Source organism: Methylophilus sp., from assembly GCF_052173275.1.
GTDB lineage: Bacteria > Pseudomonadota > Gammaproteobacteria > Burkholderiales > Methylophilaceae > Methylophilus.
Genome location: NZ_JBQMUL010000002.1, coordinates 504,732 through 521,256, shown reverse-complemented (window position 1 = coordinate 521,256; position 16,525 = coordinate 504,732). Strand labels below are relative to the sequence as shown.

At 47.2% G+C, this 16,525-nt stretch carries 23 protein-coding genes and 1 tRNA gene; 16 read left to right on the top strand and 8 right to left on the bottom strand.

What is annotated here, in order from left to right; all coding sequences use genetic code 11:
* Window positions 1-6: 6 nt before the first annotated feature.
* The 12 genes from rplF (at window position 7) to rplQ (ending at window position 6,717) form a co-directional block, all read left to right on the top strand.
* Window positions 7-540: a 50S ribosomal protein L6 gene (gene rplF, locus ACTS9Y_RS03995; protein ID WP_442584711.1), complete on the top strand. Its 534-nt coding sequence runs from the start codon at window positions 7-9 to the stop codon at window positions 538-540.
* A gap of 60 nt (window positions 541-600) precedes the next feature.
* Entirely contained in the window at window positions 601-954 is a 354-nt protein-coding gene (rplR, locus tag ACTS9Y_RS03990; protein WP_055827104.1) for a 50S ribosomal protein L18, read from the top strand.
* Window positions 955-969: 15 nt separating this feature from the next.
* Window positions 970-1,476, top strand: a complete 507-nt coding sequence (gene rpsE / locus ACTS9Y_RS03985) for a 30S ribosomal protein S5 (RefSeq protein ID WP_325241246.1) — start codon at window positions 970-972, stop codon at window positions 1,474-1,476.
* 2 nt (window positions 1,477-1,478) lie between these two features.
* On the top strand, window positions 1,479-1,676 hold the full coding sequence (gene rpmD / locus ACTS9Y_RS03980) for a 50S ribosomal protein L30 (RefSeq protein WP_325241244.1): 198 nt from the start codon (window positions 1,479-1,481) through the stop codon (window positions 1,674-1,676).
* Window positions 1,676-2,113 (top strand): 50S ribosomal protein L15, encoded by a 438-nt coding sequence (gene rplO / locus ACTS9Y_RS03975; RefSeq protein WP_442584710.1) that lies wholly within the window; start codon window positions 1,676-1,678, stop codon window positions 2,111-2,113. The genes rpmD and rplO overlap by 1 nt, the downstream gene beginning before the upstream one ends.
* Before the next feature lie 24 nt (window positions 2,114-2,137).
* Window positions 2,138-3,451: a preprotein translocase subunit SecY gene (gene secY / locus ACTS9Y_RS03970; protein ID WP_379032474.1), complete on the top strand. Its 1,314-nt coding sequence runs from the start codon at window positions 2,138-2,140 to the stop codon at window positions 3,449-3,451.
* 108 nt (window positions 3,452-3,559) lie between these two features.
* Window positions 3,560-3,673 carry a 50S ribosomal protein L36 gene (gene rpmJ / locus ACTS9Y_RS03965; protein WP_325241676.1) on the top strand — a complete coding sequence of 38 codons (114 nt, stop codon included), beginning with the start codon at window positions 3,560-3,562 and terminating at the stop codon, window positions 3,671-3,673.
* A gap of 110 nt (window positions 3,674-3,783) precedes the next feature.
* Window positions 3,784-4,146 (top strand): 30S ribosomal protein S13, encoded by a 363-nt coding sequence (rpsM, locus tag ACTS9Y_RS03960; protein ID WP_442584709.1) that lies wholly within the window; start codon window positions 3,784-3,786, stop codon window positions 4,144-4,146.
* Window positions 4,147-4,184: 38 nt separating this feature from the next.
* Complete coding sequence (gene rpsK / locus ACTS9Y_RS03955; RefSeq protein WP_018986256.1) at window positions 4,185-4,574, top strand: 30S ribosomal protein S11; 390 nt, start codon at window positions 4,185-4,187, stop codon at window positions 4,572-4,574.
* 48 nt (window positions 4,575-4,622) lie between these two features.
* Window positions 4,623-5,252 carry a 30S ribosomal protein S4 gene (gene rpsD, locus ACTS9Y_RS03950; RefSeq protein ID WP_442586896.1) on the top strand — a complete coding sequence of 210 codons (630 nt, stop codon included), beginning with the start codon at window positions 4,623-4,625 and terminating at the stop codon, window positions 5,250-5,252.
* Window positions 5,253-5,308: 56 nt separating this feature from the next.
* On the top strand, window positions 5,309-6,295 hold the full coding sequence (locus ACTS9Y_RS03945; RefSeq protein WP_055827085.1) for a DNA-directed RNA polymerase subunit alpha: 987 nt from the start codon (window positions 5,309-5,311) through the stop codon (window positions 6,293-6,295).
* A 32-nt stretch (window positions 6,296-6,327) separates the two neighbouring features.
* The gene (rplQ, locus tag ACTS9Y_RS03940; RefSeq protein WP_442584708.1) at window positions 6,328-6,717 is read left to right on the top strand and encodes a 50S ribosomal protein L17; all 390 of its coding nucleotides are present in this window, start codon (window positions 6,328-6,330) and stop codon (window positions 6,715-6,717) included.
* Window positions 6,718-6,841: 124 nt separating this feature from the next.
* On the opposite strand, the gene ACTS9Y_RS03935 is transcribed toward rplQ, so the two are convergent.
* On the bottom strand, window positions 6,842-7,057 hold the full coding sequence (locus ACTS9Y_RS03935) for a glutaredoxin family protein (protein ID WP_442584707.1): 216 nt from the start codon (window positions 7,055-7,057) through the stop codon (window positions 6,842-6,844).
* A 90-nt stretch (window positions 7,058-7,147) separates the two neighbouring features.
* Between ACTS9Y_RS03935 and mgtE the strand changes: the two genes are divergently transcribed.
* Window positions 7,148-8,605: a magnesium transporter gene (mgtE, locus tag ACTS9Y_RS03930; protein WP_442584706.1), complete on the top strand. Its 1,458-nt coding sequence runs from the start codon at window positions 7,148-7,150 to the stop codon at window positions 8,603-8,605.
* A gap of 9 nt (window positions 8,606-8,614) precedes the next feature.
* Entirely contained in the window at window positions 8,615-9,928 is a 1,314-nt protein-coding gene (locus ACTS9Y_RS03925; protein WP_442584705.1) for a mechanosensitive ion channel family protein, read from the top strand.
* A 68-nt stretch (window positions 9,929-9,996) separates the two neighbouring features.
* Here ACTS9Y_RS03925 and rpmG read toward each other — a convergent pair whose 3' ends face one another.
* From rpmG to coaBC, 5 genes are all read right to left on the bottom strand, one after another.
* Window positions 9,997-10,152: a 50S ribosomal protein L33 gene (rpmG, locus tag ACTS9Y_RS03920; RefSeq protein ID WP_011478679.1), complete on the bottom strand. Its 156-nt coding sequence runs from the start codon at window positions 10,150-10,152 to the stop codon at window positions 9,997-9,999.
* A 32-nt stretch (window positions 10,153-10,184) separates the two neighbouring features.
* Window positions 10,185-10,421 (bottom strand): 50S ribosomal protein L28, encoded by a 237-nt coding sequence (rpmB, locus tag ACTS9Y_RS03915; RefSeq protein ID WP_091472854.1) that lies wholly within the window; start codon window positions 10,419-10,421, stop codon window positions 10,185-10,187.
* 93 nt (window positions 10,422-10,514) lie between these two features.
* A complete protein-coding gene (gene dut / locus ACTS9Y_RS03910) occupies window positions 10,515-10,967 on the bottom strand; it encodes a dUTP diphosphatase (RefSeq protein ID WP_442584704.1) in 453 nt (150 codons plus the stop codon).
* Between the two features lie 119 nt (window positions 10,968-11,086).
* Window positions 11,087-13,225 (bottom strand): TonB-dependent receptor family protein, encoded by a 2,139-nt coding sequence (locus tag ACTS9Y_RS03905; protein WP_442584703.1) that lies wholly within the window; start codon window positions 13,223-13,225, stop codon window positions 11,087-11,089.
* Window positions 13,226-13,334: 109 nt separating this feature from the next.
* Window positions 13,335-14,525, bottom strand: a complete 1,191-nt coding sequence (gene coaBC, locus ACTS9Y_RS03900) for a bifunctional phosphopantothenoylcysteine decarboxylase/phosphopantothenate--cysteine ligase CoaBC (protein ID WP_442584702.1) — start codon at window positions 14,523-14,525, stop codon at window positions 13,335-13,337.
* A 97-nt stretch (window positions 14,526-14,622) separates the two neighbouring features.
* On the opposite strand from coaBC, the gene ACTS9Y_RS03895 reads away from it, so the two are divergent.
* Together ACTS9Y_RS03895 and radC are read left to right on the top strand one after the other, a co-directional pair.
* Window positions 14,623-15,390: a hypothetical protein gene (locus ACTS9Y_RS03895; RefSeq protein ID WP_442584701.1), complete on the top strand. Its 768-nt coding sequence runs from the start codon at window positions 14,623-14,625 to the stop codon at window positions 15,388-15,390.
* A gap of 19 nt (window positions 15,391-15,409) precedes the next feature.
* A complete protein-coding gene (radC, locus tag ACTS9Y_RS03890; protein WP_442584700.1) occupies window positions 15,410-16,084 on the top strand; it encodes a RadC family protein in 675 nt (224 codons plus the stop codon).
* 33 nt (window positions 16,085-16,117) lie between these two features.
* Here the strand turns inward: radC and ACTS9Y_RS03885 are convergent.
* Window positions 16,118-16,193, bottom strand: a tRNA-Val gene (locus ACTS9Y_RS03885).
* 107 nt (window positions 16,194-16,300) lie between these two features.
* A complete protein-coding gene (locus ACTS9Y_RS03880) occupies window positions 16,301-16,477 on the bottom strand; it encodes an ANTAR domain-containing protein (RefSeq protein WP_442584699.1) in 177 nt (58 codons plus the stop codon).
* Window positions 16,478-16,525 lie beyond the last annotated feature (48 nt).

The window sequence follows — 16,525 nt, the reverse complement described above, 5'->3', positions numbered from 1 at the left end:
TTTGATATGTCACGTGTTGCTAAAAATCCGGTTGCGATTCCTGCCAAGGTAGAAGTCGTGATCTCACCTGCTGCGATCGCAGTAAGTGGTCCTTTGGGTAAATTAAACCAAGCGTTGTCATCAGATATCTCTGTGACACGTGATGGTGAACAGTTGTTGGTGAAAGCCAACAATGAAACACAGCATGCGCGAGCAATGTCTGGAACCATACGAGCCTTGCTGGCAAATATGGTGCTGGGTGTTTCAGCTGGTTTTACCCGTAAATTGACACTGATTGGTGTGGGTTACAAAGCCAATGCCCAGGGTTCAACATTGAACCTGGAATTAGGTTACTCACATCCTATCAACCACAAAATGCCTGAAGGCGTGACCGTGCAAACACCAACTCCAACAGAAGTTGTGTTGACTGGTGCGAACAAGCAAGTGCTTGGCCAAGTCGCGGCTCAGATCCGTGGTTACCGTGCTCCTGAGCCATATAAAGGCAAAGGCGTGCGTTATGCGGATGAAGTGGTTGTCATTAAAGAGACCAAGAAGAAATAAGTAAAGCACTTCTAGGCTAGCAATAGCCTGAACAGTGAATCAATATTAAAGGTAAATTCAATGAAAAACGTTAATAACCGATTGCGCAGAGCACGTAAAACCCGTGCCAAAATCGCCGAGTTAAAAGTGACACGTTTGAGTGTACATCGCACCAATACAAACATTTATGCACAGATCATCACAGAAACCGGTGATCGCGTATTGGCGAGTGCATCTACCGTTGAGGCGGAAGTGCGTCAACAACTGAAAAATGGTGGCAACATCGAAGCTGCAACCTTGATTGGCAAACGTATCGCTGAAAAAGCTGTAAAAGCAGGCATCACTGACGTTGCTTTTGATCGTTCAGGCTACAAGTATCACGGTCGTATTAAAGCTTTGGCTGACGCTGCCCGTGAACATGGTCTCAAATTCTAATGGGTGAGATGAATAATGGCTAAAGATTTTGAACAGCAGCAAACAGACGGTTTGCGTGAAAAAATGATTACTGTTAACCGTGTAAGTAAAACGGTTAAGGGTGGTCGTATCATGAGCTTCGCTGCATTGACCGTGGTTGGTGATGGTGACGGCACTGTGGGTATGGGTAAAGGTAAAGCACGTGAAGTGCCAGTGGCTGTACAAAAGGCCATGGATGAAGCCCGCCGCAGTATGGTAAAAGTAAATTTGAAGAATGGCACTTTGCATCATAGAGTTACCGGTGTACACGGTGCTGCTAAAGTGCTGATCCTGCCTGCCGCTGAAGGTACCGGTATTATTGCTGGTGGCACGATGCGCGCTATTTTTGAAGTGATGGGTATCACAAACGTGATTGCTAAGAGTCTTGGTTCTTCCAACCCTTACAATCTGGTGCGTGCAACCTTGAACGGTCTGGCTTCCATGAACACACCAGCTGAAATTGCTGCTAAACGTGGTAAGACCTTAGAAGAAATCAGAGGTTAATCATGGCTAAAGCGAAAAAAGAAAACGCTAACTTGAAAGTAACGTTAGTAAGAAGTTTGATTGGCCGTATTGAAGCGCATAAAGCGACAGTACGTGGCTTGGGTCTGCGTCGTATGCACCACACAGTTGAAGTGCAAGATACGCCTGAAATCCGCGGCATGATCAATGCTGTAAGCTATCTTTTAAAGGTTGAAGCATAATGCAATTGAACACGATTAAGCCTGCAGAAGGCGCTAAAAAGGAACGTCGTCGTTTAGGTCGTGGCATTGGCTCCGGTTTGGGTAAAACTGGTGGCCGTGGTCACAAAGGTCAAAAGTCACGTGCCGGTGGTTTCCACAAAGTAGGTTTTGAAGGCGGTCAAATGCCTTTGCAACGTCGTTTGCCTAAACGTGGTTTCAATTCTTTGACGCATGCTGATACAGCCCGCATCCGTACTAGCGAATTGTCTTTGGTTGATGTTGAAGTGATTGATATTTTGGCTCTTAAAGCAGCCAAACTGGTCCCAGCTTCTGTCAAATCAGTCAAAGTGTATTTGTCTGGTGATGTCACTGCTAAAGTACAGGTTCAAGGCTTGTTGTTGACTAAAGGTGCTAAAGCAGCCATCGAATCTGCTGGCGGCAAAGTACTCGAAGTTTAATTGTTGTCATAAGAGAGTATCAGCTTGGCACAGGATAATATTTTAAGTTCCGTAGGCAAACTTGGCGAATTAAAAGCCCGTTTGTGGTTCTTGTTGGGAGCATTGATCGTTTATCGACTCGGTGCTCATATTCCAGTGCCAGGCATTGACCCTACTGTGTTGAAGCAATTATTCGACACACAAAAGGATGGCATTCTGGGCATGTTCAACATGTTCTCTGGCGGTGCATTATCACGGTTCACCGTGTTTGCCCTAGGGATCATGCCTTACATTTCAGCTTCCATCATCATGCAGTTGCTGACTGTGGTTTCACCACAGTTAGAGCAACTGAAAAAAGAAGGTGAAGCAGGCCGTCGTCAAATTACCAAATACACACGCTACGGCACTGTGTTGCTGGCGACTTTCCAGGCGCTAGGCATTGCCATTGCGCTGGAAGGACAGGCTGGCCTAGTGCTTGATCCAGGTTTGGCTTTCCGCATCACTGCGGTGACTACACTGGTCGCTGGCACCATGTTTTTGATGTGGCTTGGTGAGCAGATCACCGAGCGCGGCATTGGTAACGGTATTTCTATTATCATTTTTGCCGGTATTGTGGCTGGTTTGCCACATGCGATTGGTAGTACTTTAGATTTGGCAAAAACAGGCGCGTTCTCTATTCCATTAGTGATCTTCCTGTTTGTGGCAGTGATTTTGGTAACGGCTTTGGTGGTGTTCGTTGAGCGTGGACAACGCAAGATTACGGTCAATTACGCCAAGCGTCAGGTAGGTAATCGTATTTACGGTGGTCAATCTACCCACCTGCCGTTGAAGTTGAATATGTCTGGTGTGATTCCACCGATCTTCGCTTCAAGTATTATTTTGTTCCCTGCCACCCTCGCCGGTTGGTTTGGAAGTAGTGAGCATATGTATTGGTTGAAGGATGTCAGTGCCAAACTGTCACCAGGTCAGCCATTGTATATTTTGTTGTTTGCAGCCGCGATTCTGTTCTTTGCGTTCTTCTACACGGCTTTGGTGTTTAATCCCAAAGAAACGGCAGATAATCTGAAGAAAAGTGGTGCTTTTGTACCGGGTATTCGTCCTGGTGATCAAACAGCGAAGTATATCGACAGAATTATGGGACGTTTGACACTGATCGGTGCGTTGTACATCACACTGGTTTGTTTATTGCCGGAATTCCTGGTGTTGAAATTTAATACACCGTTTTATTTTGGTGGAACGTCATTGCTGATTATTGTTGTGGTCACCATGGACTTTATGACGCAGGTGCAATCACACCTGATGTCTCAGCAATATGAAGGTTTGCTCAAAAAAGCAAATTTTAAAGGATCTGGTCGCTAGATTTGTAGTCAGCCCTGCAGGGTAGCTGCAAAGATTGTGCTAAATGATTTAACCCGTGCGTGAATAAACATTCCGCACAAAGTAAGTGAATTAACTAAAGGAAATAAGATGAGAGTTCGCGCATCAGTTAAAGCATTGTGCCGTAACTGTAAAGTGGTAAGACGTCGCGGTGTTGTTCGTGTTATTTGTACAGACCCACGTCATAAACAACGTCAAGGTTAATTGGTATAACAATTTCTTGTGAGGGTCTGGATTGGCTGATATAATATGCGGCTTTTCTTTTCTACGCACAAGTTTAATCGTGATGAACGATTGATTATTGGAGTTTAAGTATGGCTCGTATTGCCGGGGTGAATATCCCAAACCACAAACATGCAGAAATCGCTTTAACATCGATTTACGGTATTGGCCGTAATACTGCGCAGAAGATCTGTGCAGCCGCTGGTGTATTGACGACAGCGAAGGTGAAAGACCTGAACGATGCTGAAGTGGAAAAGTTGCGTGACGAAGTTGCGAAATTCACTGTAGAAGGTGACTTGCGCCGTGAAGTAACCATGAACATCAAGCGTTTGATGGATCTGGGTTGCTATCGTGGTATCCGCCATCGTCGCGGTTTGCCAGTGCGCGGACAGCGTACCAAGACCAATGCGCGTACGCGTAAAGGTCCTGTCAAAGCCATCAAGCAAGCTAAATAATCTCTTTGAACATTAGTAGATATTAAGGACAGTACAACATGGCAAAAGCTAATGTACGCGTTAGAAAAAAAGTTAAAAAGAATATTGCCGAGGGCATCGCTCACGTGCACGCTTCTTTTAACAACACGATTATTACGATTACCGATCGTCAGGGCAATGCGTTGTCATGGGCTACTTCCGGTGGTCAAGGTTTTAAAGGTTCACGTAAGAGTACACCATTTGCAGCACAGGTTGCTTCTGAAGTAGCTGGTAAAGCTGCTCAGGAATCCGGTGTTAAGAATCTGGAAGTGCGCATCAAGGGCCCAGGCCCAGGTCGTGAATCTGCTGTACGTGCATTGAATGCTGCTGGTTTCAAGATCACTAGCATTACCGATGTTACTCCAGTACCACACAACGGTTGCCGTCCACCTAAAAAACGCAGGATTTAATTCATTTCGCTGATTTAATTATTAGCGAATCGATTAATGGAGAATATTTTGGCTAGAAATCTAGACCCTAAATGCCGCCAGTGCCGTCGTGAAGGTGAGAAGTTGTTTCTAAAAGCTGAAAAATGCTTTACAGACAAATGCGCAATCGAAAAGCGTAACTTCGCACCAGGTCAACATGGCCAGCGCCGTGTTGCCCGCGTATCGGATTACGGTGTGCAGTTGCGTGAAAAACAAAAAGTGCGTCGTATTTACGGAGTATTGGAAGGTCAATTCCGTGCTTACTACGCTAAAGCAGATGGTCAAAAAGGAATTACCGGCGAAAGCTTATTGCAGTTGCTGGAATCACGTTTAGACAATGTAGCTTATCGTATGGGGCTGGCAGGTTCGCGTTCCGAAGCTCGTCAGGTTGTACGCCATAACAGCATTCTGGTGAATGGCAAACGTGTGAACATCCCTTCTTACCAGGTTAAAGCAGGTGATGTGATCAGTGTTTCACAAAAGGCTAAATCGCAATTGCGTATTACAGCTGCAGTTGAAGCAGCTGAGCAGCGCGGCTTTCCTGAGTGGTTGGACGTCAACATCAAGGCATTGAGTGGTATGTACAAGGCTAAGCCTCAGCGTGATGCGTTGCCAGTTACCATCAATGAGTCATTGATCGTTGAGTTGTATTCTAAGTAATCACTTAGTTTAGGCTAAGGTTTATTTGTTTATACCCAATTACTCCAAGGAAATATATGCAAAATAGCCCTACAGAATATTTGAAGCCACGCGTAGTAGACGTTGAGGTCATTAATCCTCTGCGTGCGCGTGTGACTTTAGAACCAATGGAGCGCGGTTTCGGCTATACATTGGGTAACGCTTTAAGAAGAGTGCTTTTATCTTCTATCCCAGGCTTTGCCATTACTGAAGTCAAAATCGATGGCGTAGTACATGAGTACTCCACGATTGAAGGCGTTCAGGAAGATGTTGTTGATATCTTGTTGAACCTTAAAGGTGTTGCACTGAAACTGCACAACAAAACTGAAACCATCTTGGTATTAAGCAAGTCTGGTGAAGGGATTGTCACAGCTGGTGACTTTGAAGTTGGTCACGATGCTGAAATTGTGAACCCGAATCACGTGATTGCGCATATCACCAAAGGTGGTAAGTTGAATCTGGAAGTGAAGATTGAAATGGGTCGTGGTTATCAGCCTGTGCCAGCACGCCAGAAAGCAAACGATGAAGACCGCGTATTGGGCTTCATGATGGTCGATGCTTCTTTCAGCCCGATCAACAAGGTGAGCTACCATGTTGAGAGTGCACGTGTTGAGCAGCGCACTGACTTGGACAAGCTGATCATGGACGTTGAAACCAACGGCATCATCGAGCCAGAACAAGCCATTCGTGATGCAGCGCGTATCCTGATCGGCCAGTTGTCAGTATTTGCAAATCTCGAAGGCGCTTCTGCTGATGTGGAAGTGAAAGCTGCACCACAGGTTGATCCTATCCTGTTGCGTCCAGTGGATGATCTGGAATTGACGGTACGTTCTGCCAACTGCTTGAAAGCGGAAAACATTTTTTACATTGGTGATTTGATTCAACGCACAGAAAACGAGCTGTTAAAAGCTCCAAACCTGGGCAGAAAATCATTAAATGAAATTAAAGACGTGTTGGCCTCCAAAGGCTTGACACTTGGAATGAAGCTGGAAAACTGGCCACCTGTTGGCTTGGAAAAAGCTTAATTTCTAATAAGATAAATACTTAAGGAATTACTATGCGTCACGGTAATAGCAATCGTAAATTGAACAGAACAAGTAGCCACCGCGCTGCTATGTTCCGCAACATGGTGACCTCTTTGCTGCGTCACGAAGTCATCAAGACTACTTTGCCAAAAGCAAAAGAACTGCGTAAATATGCAGAGCCTTTGATCACTTTAGGTAAAACACCTACATTGGCAAACCGTCGCCTGGCTTTCAGCCGTTTGCGTGACCGTGATATCGTAGGTAAATTGTTCGCTGAACTGGGCCCACGCTACACAGAGCGCAATGGCGGTTACCTGCGTATCCTGAAATGTGGTTTCCGTAATGGCGACAACGCACCAATGGCTTTTGTTGAGCTGGTTGACCGTCCGGAAGTTGCTGAAGCGCCAGTTGCCGCAGAATAATCTCTGTCGCACGCTTCAAACATAAAAAGCCAGCATTGCTGGCTTTTTTGTTTTTCTCATCCCTGTCATTCTCACTATTCTAAAGAATGATTTTTTACTGCTTTCTGTTAGCCGGATTTTAACTTCACTGATTTAACCAGACGGTGACCTGTGCTTCGTTGAACGGCCAGTACAGATACGTTTCACCAGCACCTGCTAACACCGGGATAGTGGTAGCAAACTTCTCCAGAAGCTGATTGTCATCAATAATGTCAGTTGTTTTATAAGCAAGCCCAAGCGCCTGCAATACACGCTCTGCATCGTCACATAAGTGGCAGCCCAGGGTGCCGTATAAAATCAAATACTTCTGCATAAATCGCTAGGTAGTGTCATCAACGCTTTGTACAATATTACCTGTAAAAAATAAACCCTGCTCAACATTGGAAAAAGCATGACTGAAATTCGTGAACATGATGAGAAGGTGAGTGAAAGCAAGGAGAGCCTGAGCGAAACATTGCAACAGGTGATCAACTTGCTCGGCAAGCACAAGCTGGTAGAGCATGTCGTGCACAAACAGGATATGCCTAACCACGATCTGGTTGAGTCGCTGGTCCACAAACAAAATCTGAACATCCTGCAACACAAACTGGATCAGTTACATCCGGCTGACGTTGCCTATATCCTGGAATCGCTACCGCTGGATGACCGTCTCATGGTGTGGGATCTGGTCAAGGCTGAGCGCGATGGTGAAATCCTGCTTGAGGCTTCTGATGCGGTACGTCAGACCCTGATTGCGGACATGGACAGCGAGGAGCTGCTTGCTGCCGCCGAACAGCTCAATACAGATGAGTTGGCTGACCTAGCCCCTGACCTGCCAAAGGATGTATTGCAGGACTTGATGTACAGCCTGGATACGCAAAATCGAGAGCGTCTGCAGTCCGCGCTTTCATATCCTGAAGATACCGTGGGCGCGATCATGGATTTCGATATCGTCACCATCCGCGACGATATCACTTTGGAAGTGGTATTGCGCTACCTGCGCCGGTTGCCTAAATTCCCCGATCACACCGATAAGTTGTTCGTGATTAACCGCGACGACATCCTGCAAGGGGTGCTGCCACTCAAACGCATCATTCTGAATGACCCGGAAACCCAGGTCGGCGACATCATGTCTACCGATGCGGTGGTGTTTCATCCGGAAGACATGTCTGACCAGGCGGCGATGGCGTTTGAGCGGTATGACCTGGTGACGGCGCCTGTGGTGGACAACAATCGCAAGTTAGTCGGCCGCATCACGGTCGACACGGTGATGGATATCATCCGTGAAGAAGCCGAGGCCGACATGCTCTCATGGGCCGGTTTGCGTGAAGAGGAAGACTTTTTTGCGTCGATCTGGAAATCCGTACAAAACCGTTGGGCGTGGCTGGCGATCAACCTGGTGACCGCATTGGTCGCGTCACGTGTGATTGGTCTGTTTGAAGACAGTATCGAGAAAATTGTCGCGCTGGCCGCGCTGATGCCGATTGTGGCCGGTATTGGTGGTAATTCAGGTAACCAGACCTCGACCATGATTGTGCGCGGTCTCGCGCTCGGGCAAATCTCCAGCTACCACATGAAATCACTATTACAGAAAGAATTGGGCGTGGCATTGCTCAACGGGTTGATTTGGGGCGGTGTGCTTGGCTTGGTTGCCGATATGTTGTACGGCAATTATGCACTGGGCCTGGTCATGATGGCCGCCATGACGCTCAATCTGCTACTGGCAGCGGTGAATGGCGTGATGATCCCCTTGGTCATGAATAAGCTGGGGCGGGACCCGGCGGTGGGTACCAGCGTGTTGATTACCGCGATTACAGACAGCGGCGGTTTCCTCATATTTCTCGGCCTGGCCACAATCATCTTGTTGTAGATAAAAATAATGGATAACGATATCAATTTTCTCTGGAAAGAAATTGTTCAAGATTTGAACACGGTTGCTGCCCTGTGGCAGTTTTTGGTCATTGGTGCAATTTTGGCTATCAGTGGCTTGCTTAATCTGCATTTGCGTAAACAAATTGTTGCCGGAAAGGTCAACACTGTTTACAAGTTGTTGTTAGGTGGTATTCAGCGCCTGTTCTTCCCATTCGTCGCATTCCTGCTATTGGTCATCGCACGTTATTCGTTGCAACACTTTATGCACGTCGGTTTAGTGCGTTTAGCCGCGCGCATGCTCCTGGCGATGATCATTATTCGAAGTGTGGTTTATATCTTGCGCTATGTGTTCTCACCCAGTGCCTGGTTGCAATCGTTTGAGCGGGTGATTTCATGGACTGTCTGGGTATTGGTCGCATTGCATATCGGTGGATTTCTTGATCCGCTATTGCAAATACTGGAAGATGTGCAGTTCAAGGTCGGCAAGCAAAAGCTTAACCTGCTCTTGTTAATGCAAGGTGCACTGACCATCGTCGTCACCATGCTGTTTGCATTGTGGCTCAGCCGCATGATAGAGCTGCGTTTGATGGCTTCCAGCAATATCAACAGCAACTGGCGTGTCATCATGGTCAAGCTGGTGCGCATGGTGGCAATTGTCATTGCATTGCTGATGTCGATGGCGGCGGTCGGCATTGATGTCACCATGCTGTCGGTATTCGGCGGTGCGCTAGGTGTGGGCCTTGGTTTTGGCTTGCAGAAAATTGCCAGTAACTATGTCAGTGGTTTTATTATCCTGATGGATAAGTCCCTGCATCTGGGCGATATTGTGACTATTCGTGGTTATTATGGCATCGTGCAAGAGTTGCGTTCGCGCTATATTGTTTTGCGAAAGCTGGATGGTACGGAATTTATTATTCCTAATGAAACAATCATCACAGATGTGGTGATTAACCACACCTCTGCTGCCCACAAAGCGAAGGTGCCGATTTTAGTGCAAATTTCATATGAAAGTGACCTTGACCTGGCCATTAAGTTGTTAGCGGAAGCTGGCAGAACGCATGAACGTACCATCAGGGATGAAAACGCTGTTGAGGTGACGATCAAGTCGTTTGGGCAGAATGGCATAGATTTGCAGTTGGCGATCGGGGTGATTAATCCTGAAGAGGCGACTGCCAAATTGCAAAGTGATATTTACTATGAGGTCTGGCAGCGCTTTAAAGCGAATAATATCCAGATTCCATATCCTCAGCAGGACGTGCGCATTATTTCAGGCCAGGGTGCGTTAAATACGCCCCAGGCTGATATACAGCCTAATATGTAAACAGGTATATTTCAGCGAATAAAAAAGCCTGCGTATGCAGGCTTTTTTATTTAAACAGTCAGAAACAGTTATTTCAATTTTGTTTCTTTGTACAGTACATGCTTGCGAGCAACTGGATCAAATTTCTTGATTTCCATTTTCTCAGGCATGGTACGTTTGTTTTTAGTAGTGGTATAGAAATGACCTGTACCAGCACTTGATTCCAATTTGATTTTTTCACGCATGATAATATCCTTTGCAGACTAAATGTCGCGAGTTAGATTTTTTCGCCAGCTGCACGCAAATCAGCCAACACAGCGTCGATACCATTTTTGTCGATAGTACGCAAAGCAGCGTTAGTAATGCGCAGGCTTACCCAGCGATTTTCGCTCTCAACCCAGAACTTACGGTTTTGCAAGTTAGGCAAGAAACGGCGTTTTGTTTTGTTTTGTGCGTGAGAAACATTGTTACCCACCATCGGCTTTTTGCCTGTTACCTGACATACACGTGCCATGGTTATCTCCAAATACTTTATCTTTTTCAGAAAGAGCGAGATTATAGAATGAAAAGCAAGACTAAATCAAGCAATTGTTATGGTTTTTAATGATTAATGTTTTCCGGTACTGCCAAAGCCACCTTCACCGCGTTCGCTGGAGGTAAATTCATCCACAATATGAAAATCTGCCTGCACGACCGGCACGATCACCATCTGTGCGATACGCTCCAGCGGATTCAGGATAAACGGCTCTTTACCGCGGTTCCAGCAGGAAACCAGCAGTTGGCCCTGGTAATCTGAATCGATCAGCCCGACCAGATTGCCGAGCACAATCCCGTGCTTATGGCCCAGCCCAGAGCGCGGCAAAATCAGCGCCGCATAATAGGCATTATCAATGTGGATCGCCATGCCAGTCGGGATCATAATGGTTTCACCCGGCTGTATGGTTTGTGTATGCTCGATACAGGCACGCAAATCCAGCCCCGCAGAGCCAGGGGTCGCATACGTCGGCATCATGTGATGTAAGCGTGGGTCGAGGATTTTGAGGTCTACCGTAATTGACATAGTGCTTGCTCCAAAAAGATTGCGCTATTAAACACCAAATAACGATGAAAATCACTAAGCGCGATAACAAGCGCACAATAAAAAAGCCAGCGGTTGCTGGCTTGAGTAAGGGGATGATTCTAGAATGCGTAACCTGCACTCAGCCCGACAAGGTAATTGCGGTTAGTCGCTGGTTCAAAAAAGCGTAAGTTACCGTCGTTAATTCTGACAGAGCCGATGTAGTCTTTATCGAACATATTTTCAACTCGCACATATTCTTTAAAGCGCCAGTTTTTTAGTTTTTGCTCAAAGCCCGCTCTCAAGTTAAATATAGTGTAAGACGGTGCTGAGTCACTATTCACATCATCCACATACACTTTGCTGTTGTAGCGGCCTTCTAGTGCTGAGAAAAAACCTAGAGGCTGATAGCGCCAAGCTACCTCACCATAAAGTTGAGAACGATAAGTGCCGGGTATGGTGTTTCCGGAACGGATGGTTGTGTTAAGCCGATTGGTGAAGTCAGAATCAAATTTGGCATCTAATAAAGTATAGGCACCATAAAGAGTTATATTATTTTCAAATTCGGATTGAATAGAAAATTCCACACCCTTTCTTTTGGTTTTGTTTGCATTGGTGTAACTTGCGCGGCCGGCAATGTTATCCTGCACAATAATTTCATCATCGGTTGAGACGTGATACAGAGTCATGTTCGCTCTGGTGGTGCTATTTAGATAAGCCTTAACACCTAACTCATAGTTATTACTTTCACTTGGTTTTAATCCAAGGTTGGGCGTACTGTTTGCAGCTGATGTCGCAAATGATGATTCGATAAATGTGGGTGTTTCAAACCCTTTGCCAAAGTTGGCGTAAAGGTTAATCGAATCAGTTGCTTTCCAAACTGCACCAATCACCGGCGTAGTCTTTTGGTATTCAACAGCCCCACTATTATTACCGTTAGCGCTGTTTCCGGTAATGAAATCGTCTTTAATTTTTAAATTTACTTTGGTGTGGCGAGCGCCAGCATGGATATCAAGGCTGTCAGTGAGAGAAAGCCTGCCTTGAATGTACTGGTCAAAGTTTCTTGAGATATTTTCTTCGCGACGATTCAATCCGAAGTTGGCGTTATTGAGGACATTGTTATTTCTTGCAATGCCATTGTCCGCGTTGGTATCTACACGGTCATCGTTCATTTTTCCGTAAGTTAAGCCCACACTGACGTTGTACGGTTTGCTTAAAACGATTCCTTTATTATCCCAGCGTAGGTCGGCGCCCCAAAACTCTCGTGAAATTTCGCTCGCACGACCATTTGCATTAATTGGCGCTGCCGGAGGTAAGGCAAGAAACTGCTCATTTTGCCTGGTTCCTACATAAGGAATAAAGCTGATTGAGTTGTTTTCATTGAATGCATGTTGCAGGTTGAAGCCTACTTGGGTGTGTGTGCGGTAGACGCGGGTATTTGATGCGATTGAGCCAACGCCGGCAGCTTTAGGTGTGCTGAAAGCAGTGGCTCTGCTTAATCCTAATGGGTCTTGTGCCTCTTGTTCAAACCAGTTTACCAATGCAGTTAACTTGGTATCGTCACTGATGTTAAATTTAAATTTTGCGGTGGCTTGCTGCTTTTGCCCACTGTTGTGATCTCTATAGCCATCTGTTTCGAAGTTGGAGACGTTCAGCATGTACTCAATGTTTTCTGATTGACCACTCGTTTCCAATATTTGGCGTTTGGTACCGTAGCTGCCAAACATGACAGTGCCATCAACTTCTGGAGATTGTGGCGCGTCTCGCGTCAGCATTTGGATGACGCCACCAGATGAGTTCCCATATAGTGAAGAAAAAGGGCCCCGCATCACTTCAATACTTTTAATTGCGGAAAGATCAACGACACCCGGTTGGCCTTGACCGTCCGGCATGGTTAAGGGGATACCGTCGACATAAACCCTGACACCTCGAACTCCAAATGCGGAGCGTGAACCAAACCCACGTGTTGAAATCTGTGGATCTTGCGCCTGATTGTTTCTGTTTTGCGCTGTGATACCGGGAACGCGCACCAAGCTCTCGGACAGTTGCATTTGCAGTTGTCCGTCACGGATATTATGTTGCTCAACCACATCAATCGCCACCGGAAGATCAAAACTATTCTGCGCCTGGCGGGTGGCCGTGACGACCACTGGTGAAAGTGTCAGGACTTTTTCTTCTTCGGCCTCAGCCAATGACAAACCACCAAATGCCGATGAAACTGCCAGGCAGACTGGCGTTAAGCGAAACACAAAAGCGCGCATAAATGACTCAATACTAATGAAATTAATTGGCGCGATTGTAAGCTGTTTGGTAGGCAGCGCCCCTCAGTATTTTCATGAATATACTGAGGGGTGGTGTATTTAAAGCGGGTTAGTTCAGTTGGCGTTTCAGGTGCGTGAGGATTTTCGCAGCAATCGTGGTTTTGTCGGCGATGTCCTGCGGGTATTCGCCACTCGCATCAATGAGGGTGACGCTGTTGTTGTCGTTGCCTAATGCCAGGTCAGCCTGGTTTGCTACGATCATTGCAATTTTTTTGTCCAACCGTTTTTGTCTGGCATGCTCTAGTACGCGTTCAGTCTCGGCGGCAAAACCGACGCAGTAGGGCGGGTTCGGTAATGAGGCAACGTCGGCCAGAATATCCTTGTTCTTTTTGAGTTCAATCGTAAGTGTTTCCTCACTTTTTTTGATTTTCTGGTCAGCCGAAGCCAGCGGGCTGTAATCTGCCACAGCGGCTACGGCGATAAATACGTCTTGATTAGCGATATGGTGCATGACACTTTGATACATGTCATGCGCGGTGCTGGCATGATACGCATGGCTGACCTGAGGCCGCGCAGCTGTCGCCTGGCCATAGATCAATGTCACTTCAGCGCCCATTTGTGTCGCCACTTTAGCCAGGGCAAAGCCCATTTTTCCGCTGCTGATGTTGGTAATGCCGCGCACTGGGTCCAGCATTTCCATGGTGGCGCCAGCGGTGATCAGGATTTTTTTTCCAGCCAGTAGCTTGGGCGTAAAGTGCGTTTGTACACCCTCTAGCAGCATGTCAGGTTCCAGCATCCTGCCCTGGCCGACTTCGCCACAAGCCTGTTCGCCACTGTCTGGCCCTAATAGCGTGACCTGGTCTTTCAGTAATTGCTCGATGTTGCGCTGCGTGCTCGGGTTTTCCCACATCTGCTTGTTCATTGCTGGTGCGATCAGGAGTGGGCACTCACGTGCGAGACATAATGTCGAGAGCAGGTCGTTGGCAAAGCCATGCGCCAGTTTGGCGATAAAATCGGCGCTGGAAGGCGCAACCAGAATGGCGTCCGCCTTTCGGCTTAACTCGATATGAGGCATTGCATTTGCAATGCGGGTATCCCAGCTATCGACGAAAACCGGATTGCCGGACAGTGCCTGCAAGGTGGTTGGCGTGATGAAGTGGGTGGCGGCTTCTGTCATCACCACTTGTACGGTATGGCCTTGCTTAATTAACAGGCGGATCAGTTCGGCAGTTTTGTACGCGGCGATGCCGCCGGTGACGCCTAAAAGCAGATGATGGGACTGTGAGTGAGCACTATGCATGCCCGTATTTTAACTGCAAAGCGCGCAGTTTTGGTATCTGGCCGGATAGCGACATTTTTAAACATGTTAAGATATGGTAATCAAATAGGTAAAGTGCATGCTGAAAACAGTAAGGGTGATTTTCTGGGTGGCAGTGATTGCGACAGCGCTGATGCAGGTCTGGGATGAGTATCAGGGGCGGCAATGGCAAAAGCCATTGCATGTGGCGTTATATCCGGTGAATGCAGATGCCTCTGCAAACGTGGATGCGTATATGGCGACTTTGCAGGAAGTAGATTTTAAAAGCTTAGAACAGTATTTTGCGCGCGAGGCGCTCAGGTATCAGTTGTCCTTACATAGACCCATTGTTTTTCACCTGGGTCCTGGCATCAAGGAAATCCCGCTGGCGCCGCCTGCTCTGAATGCAAACTACCTTGATATCATCTTCTGGAGCCTTAAATTCCGCTGGTTTGCCTGGCAGCATCAGCCCACGCTTGGCGTGCCCATCGATATCAAGTTGTATCTGCTATATCACGATGTGAAAACGCATACGCGGTTATTACATTCAACGGCATTGCAAAAAGGGCGCATAGGCCGCGTGAATCTTTTCGCGGCGCCCGCTCAGCATGCCGGAAATACAGTCGTGATTGCACATGAGTTGCTACATACTCTGGGTGCCAGCGATAAGTATGATTTGAATACCAACGCGCCTATGCTACCGCAAGGCTATGCCGAGCCTTATATGCAACCTTTGTATCCGCAAAAGAAGGCAGAAATCATGGCGGGGAAGATCCCGCTTTCTGCAAACCGGGCGCGCATGGCGAGGAATCTGGATGAAACAATCATTGGCCGGCCAACCTCCAGAGAAATCGGCTGGGCCAGATAACTCTATGCGAGGATAAGCGATGGCAATCACTGACTGGCCCGAACACGAACGCCCACGTGAAAAGTTATTGCGTGCAGGTGCCATGGCGCTATCTGATGCGGAATTGCTTGCGATCTTTTTAAGGGTAGGTGTTGTCGGCAAAACCGCCGTCGATCTGGCGCGTGATTTATTGCAGCATTTTCACAGCCTGAATGGCATTTTCTCTGCCAGCATGGCCGAGATGCAGCAAGTGCATGGCATGGGTGAAAGTAAATATTGCCAGTTACAAGCGGTGCTTGAAATGAGCAAACGCGCCCTGGGCGAAACATTGCAACAGGTAGATAGCTTTAACTCACCGGCACAGGTGAAGGCTTATTTACAGCTGCAATTATCACACCTGCTGCGAGAAGTGTTCGGCATCCTGTTCCTCGATGCACAAAACCGTTTGATCGCTTATGAAACTTTGTTTGAAGGTAGCTTGATGCAGACCAGCGTTTATCCGCGTGAAGTAGTCAAACGTGCGCTGGCATTGAATGCGGCTGCTGTGATCCTGAGTCATAATCATCCCGGCGGCTCAGCTTCGCCCAGCCGTGCCGATGAACAATTGACCCTGACTTTAAAAGAGTCGTTAAGCCTGGTGGATGTGAAGGTGCTCGATCACATTATTGTGGCCGGTCAGGACACGTTTTCATTTAGCGAGCGGGGAATGATTTGAAACTAAAGGTTTGAATCCAAGGCAGGGGGGGGGTGGTGGGTGCTAACGGGGTCGAACCGCTGACATTCGCCTTGTAAGGGCGACGCTCTACCAACTGAGCTAAGCACCCGTGCCTTGTAACGAAGGCCGCATTATACCTAACCGTTTTGTTCTTGCAAGAGGGGCGGCTGAGTTTTTAACAGGTAGTCAGTGATCAGCATTGTCAGGAATAAACTTCTAAACGGTTAAACGTTTGGTGATGTTAATCAGCTGTAGTGAAATATCTGCCATCCCCGTCCTGCGCTTGTCCGCCATCTCGGAAAGCAATGAATAAGCTTCTTCTTCATTGAGGGCGCGCTGGCGCATCAAAATGTCTCTGGCACCATCCACCAGTTTTTGATCTTCCAGACTCAAAGATGCATGGCGTGACGCGTCAAAATGGGCTGATGTCGTGGGCGTTGA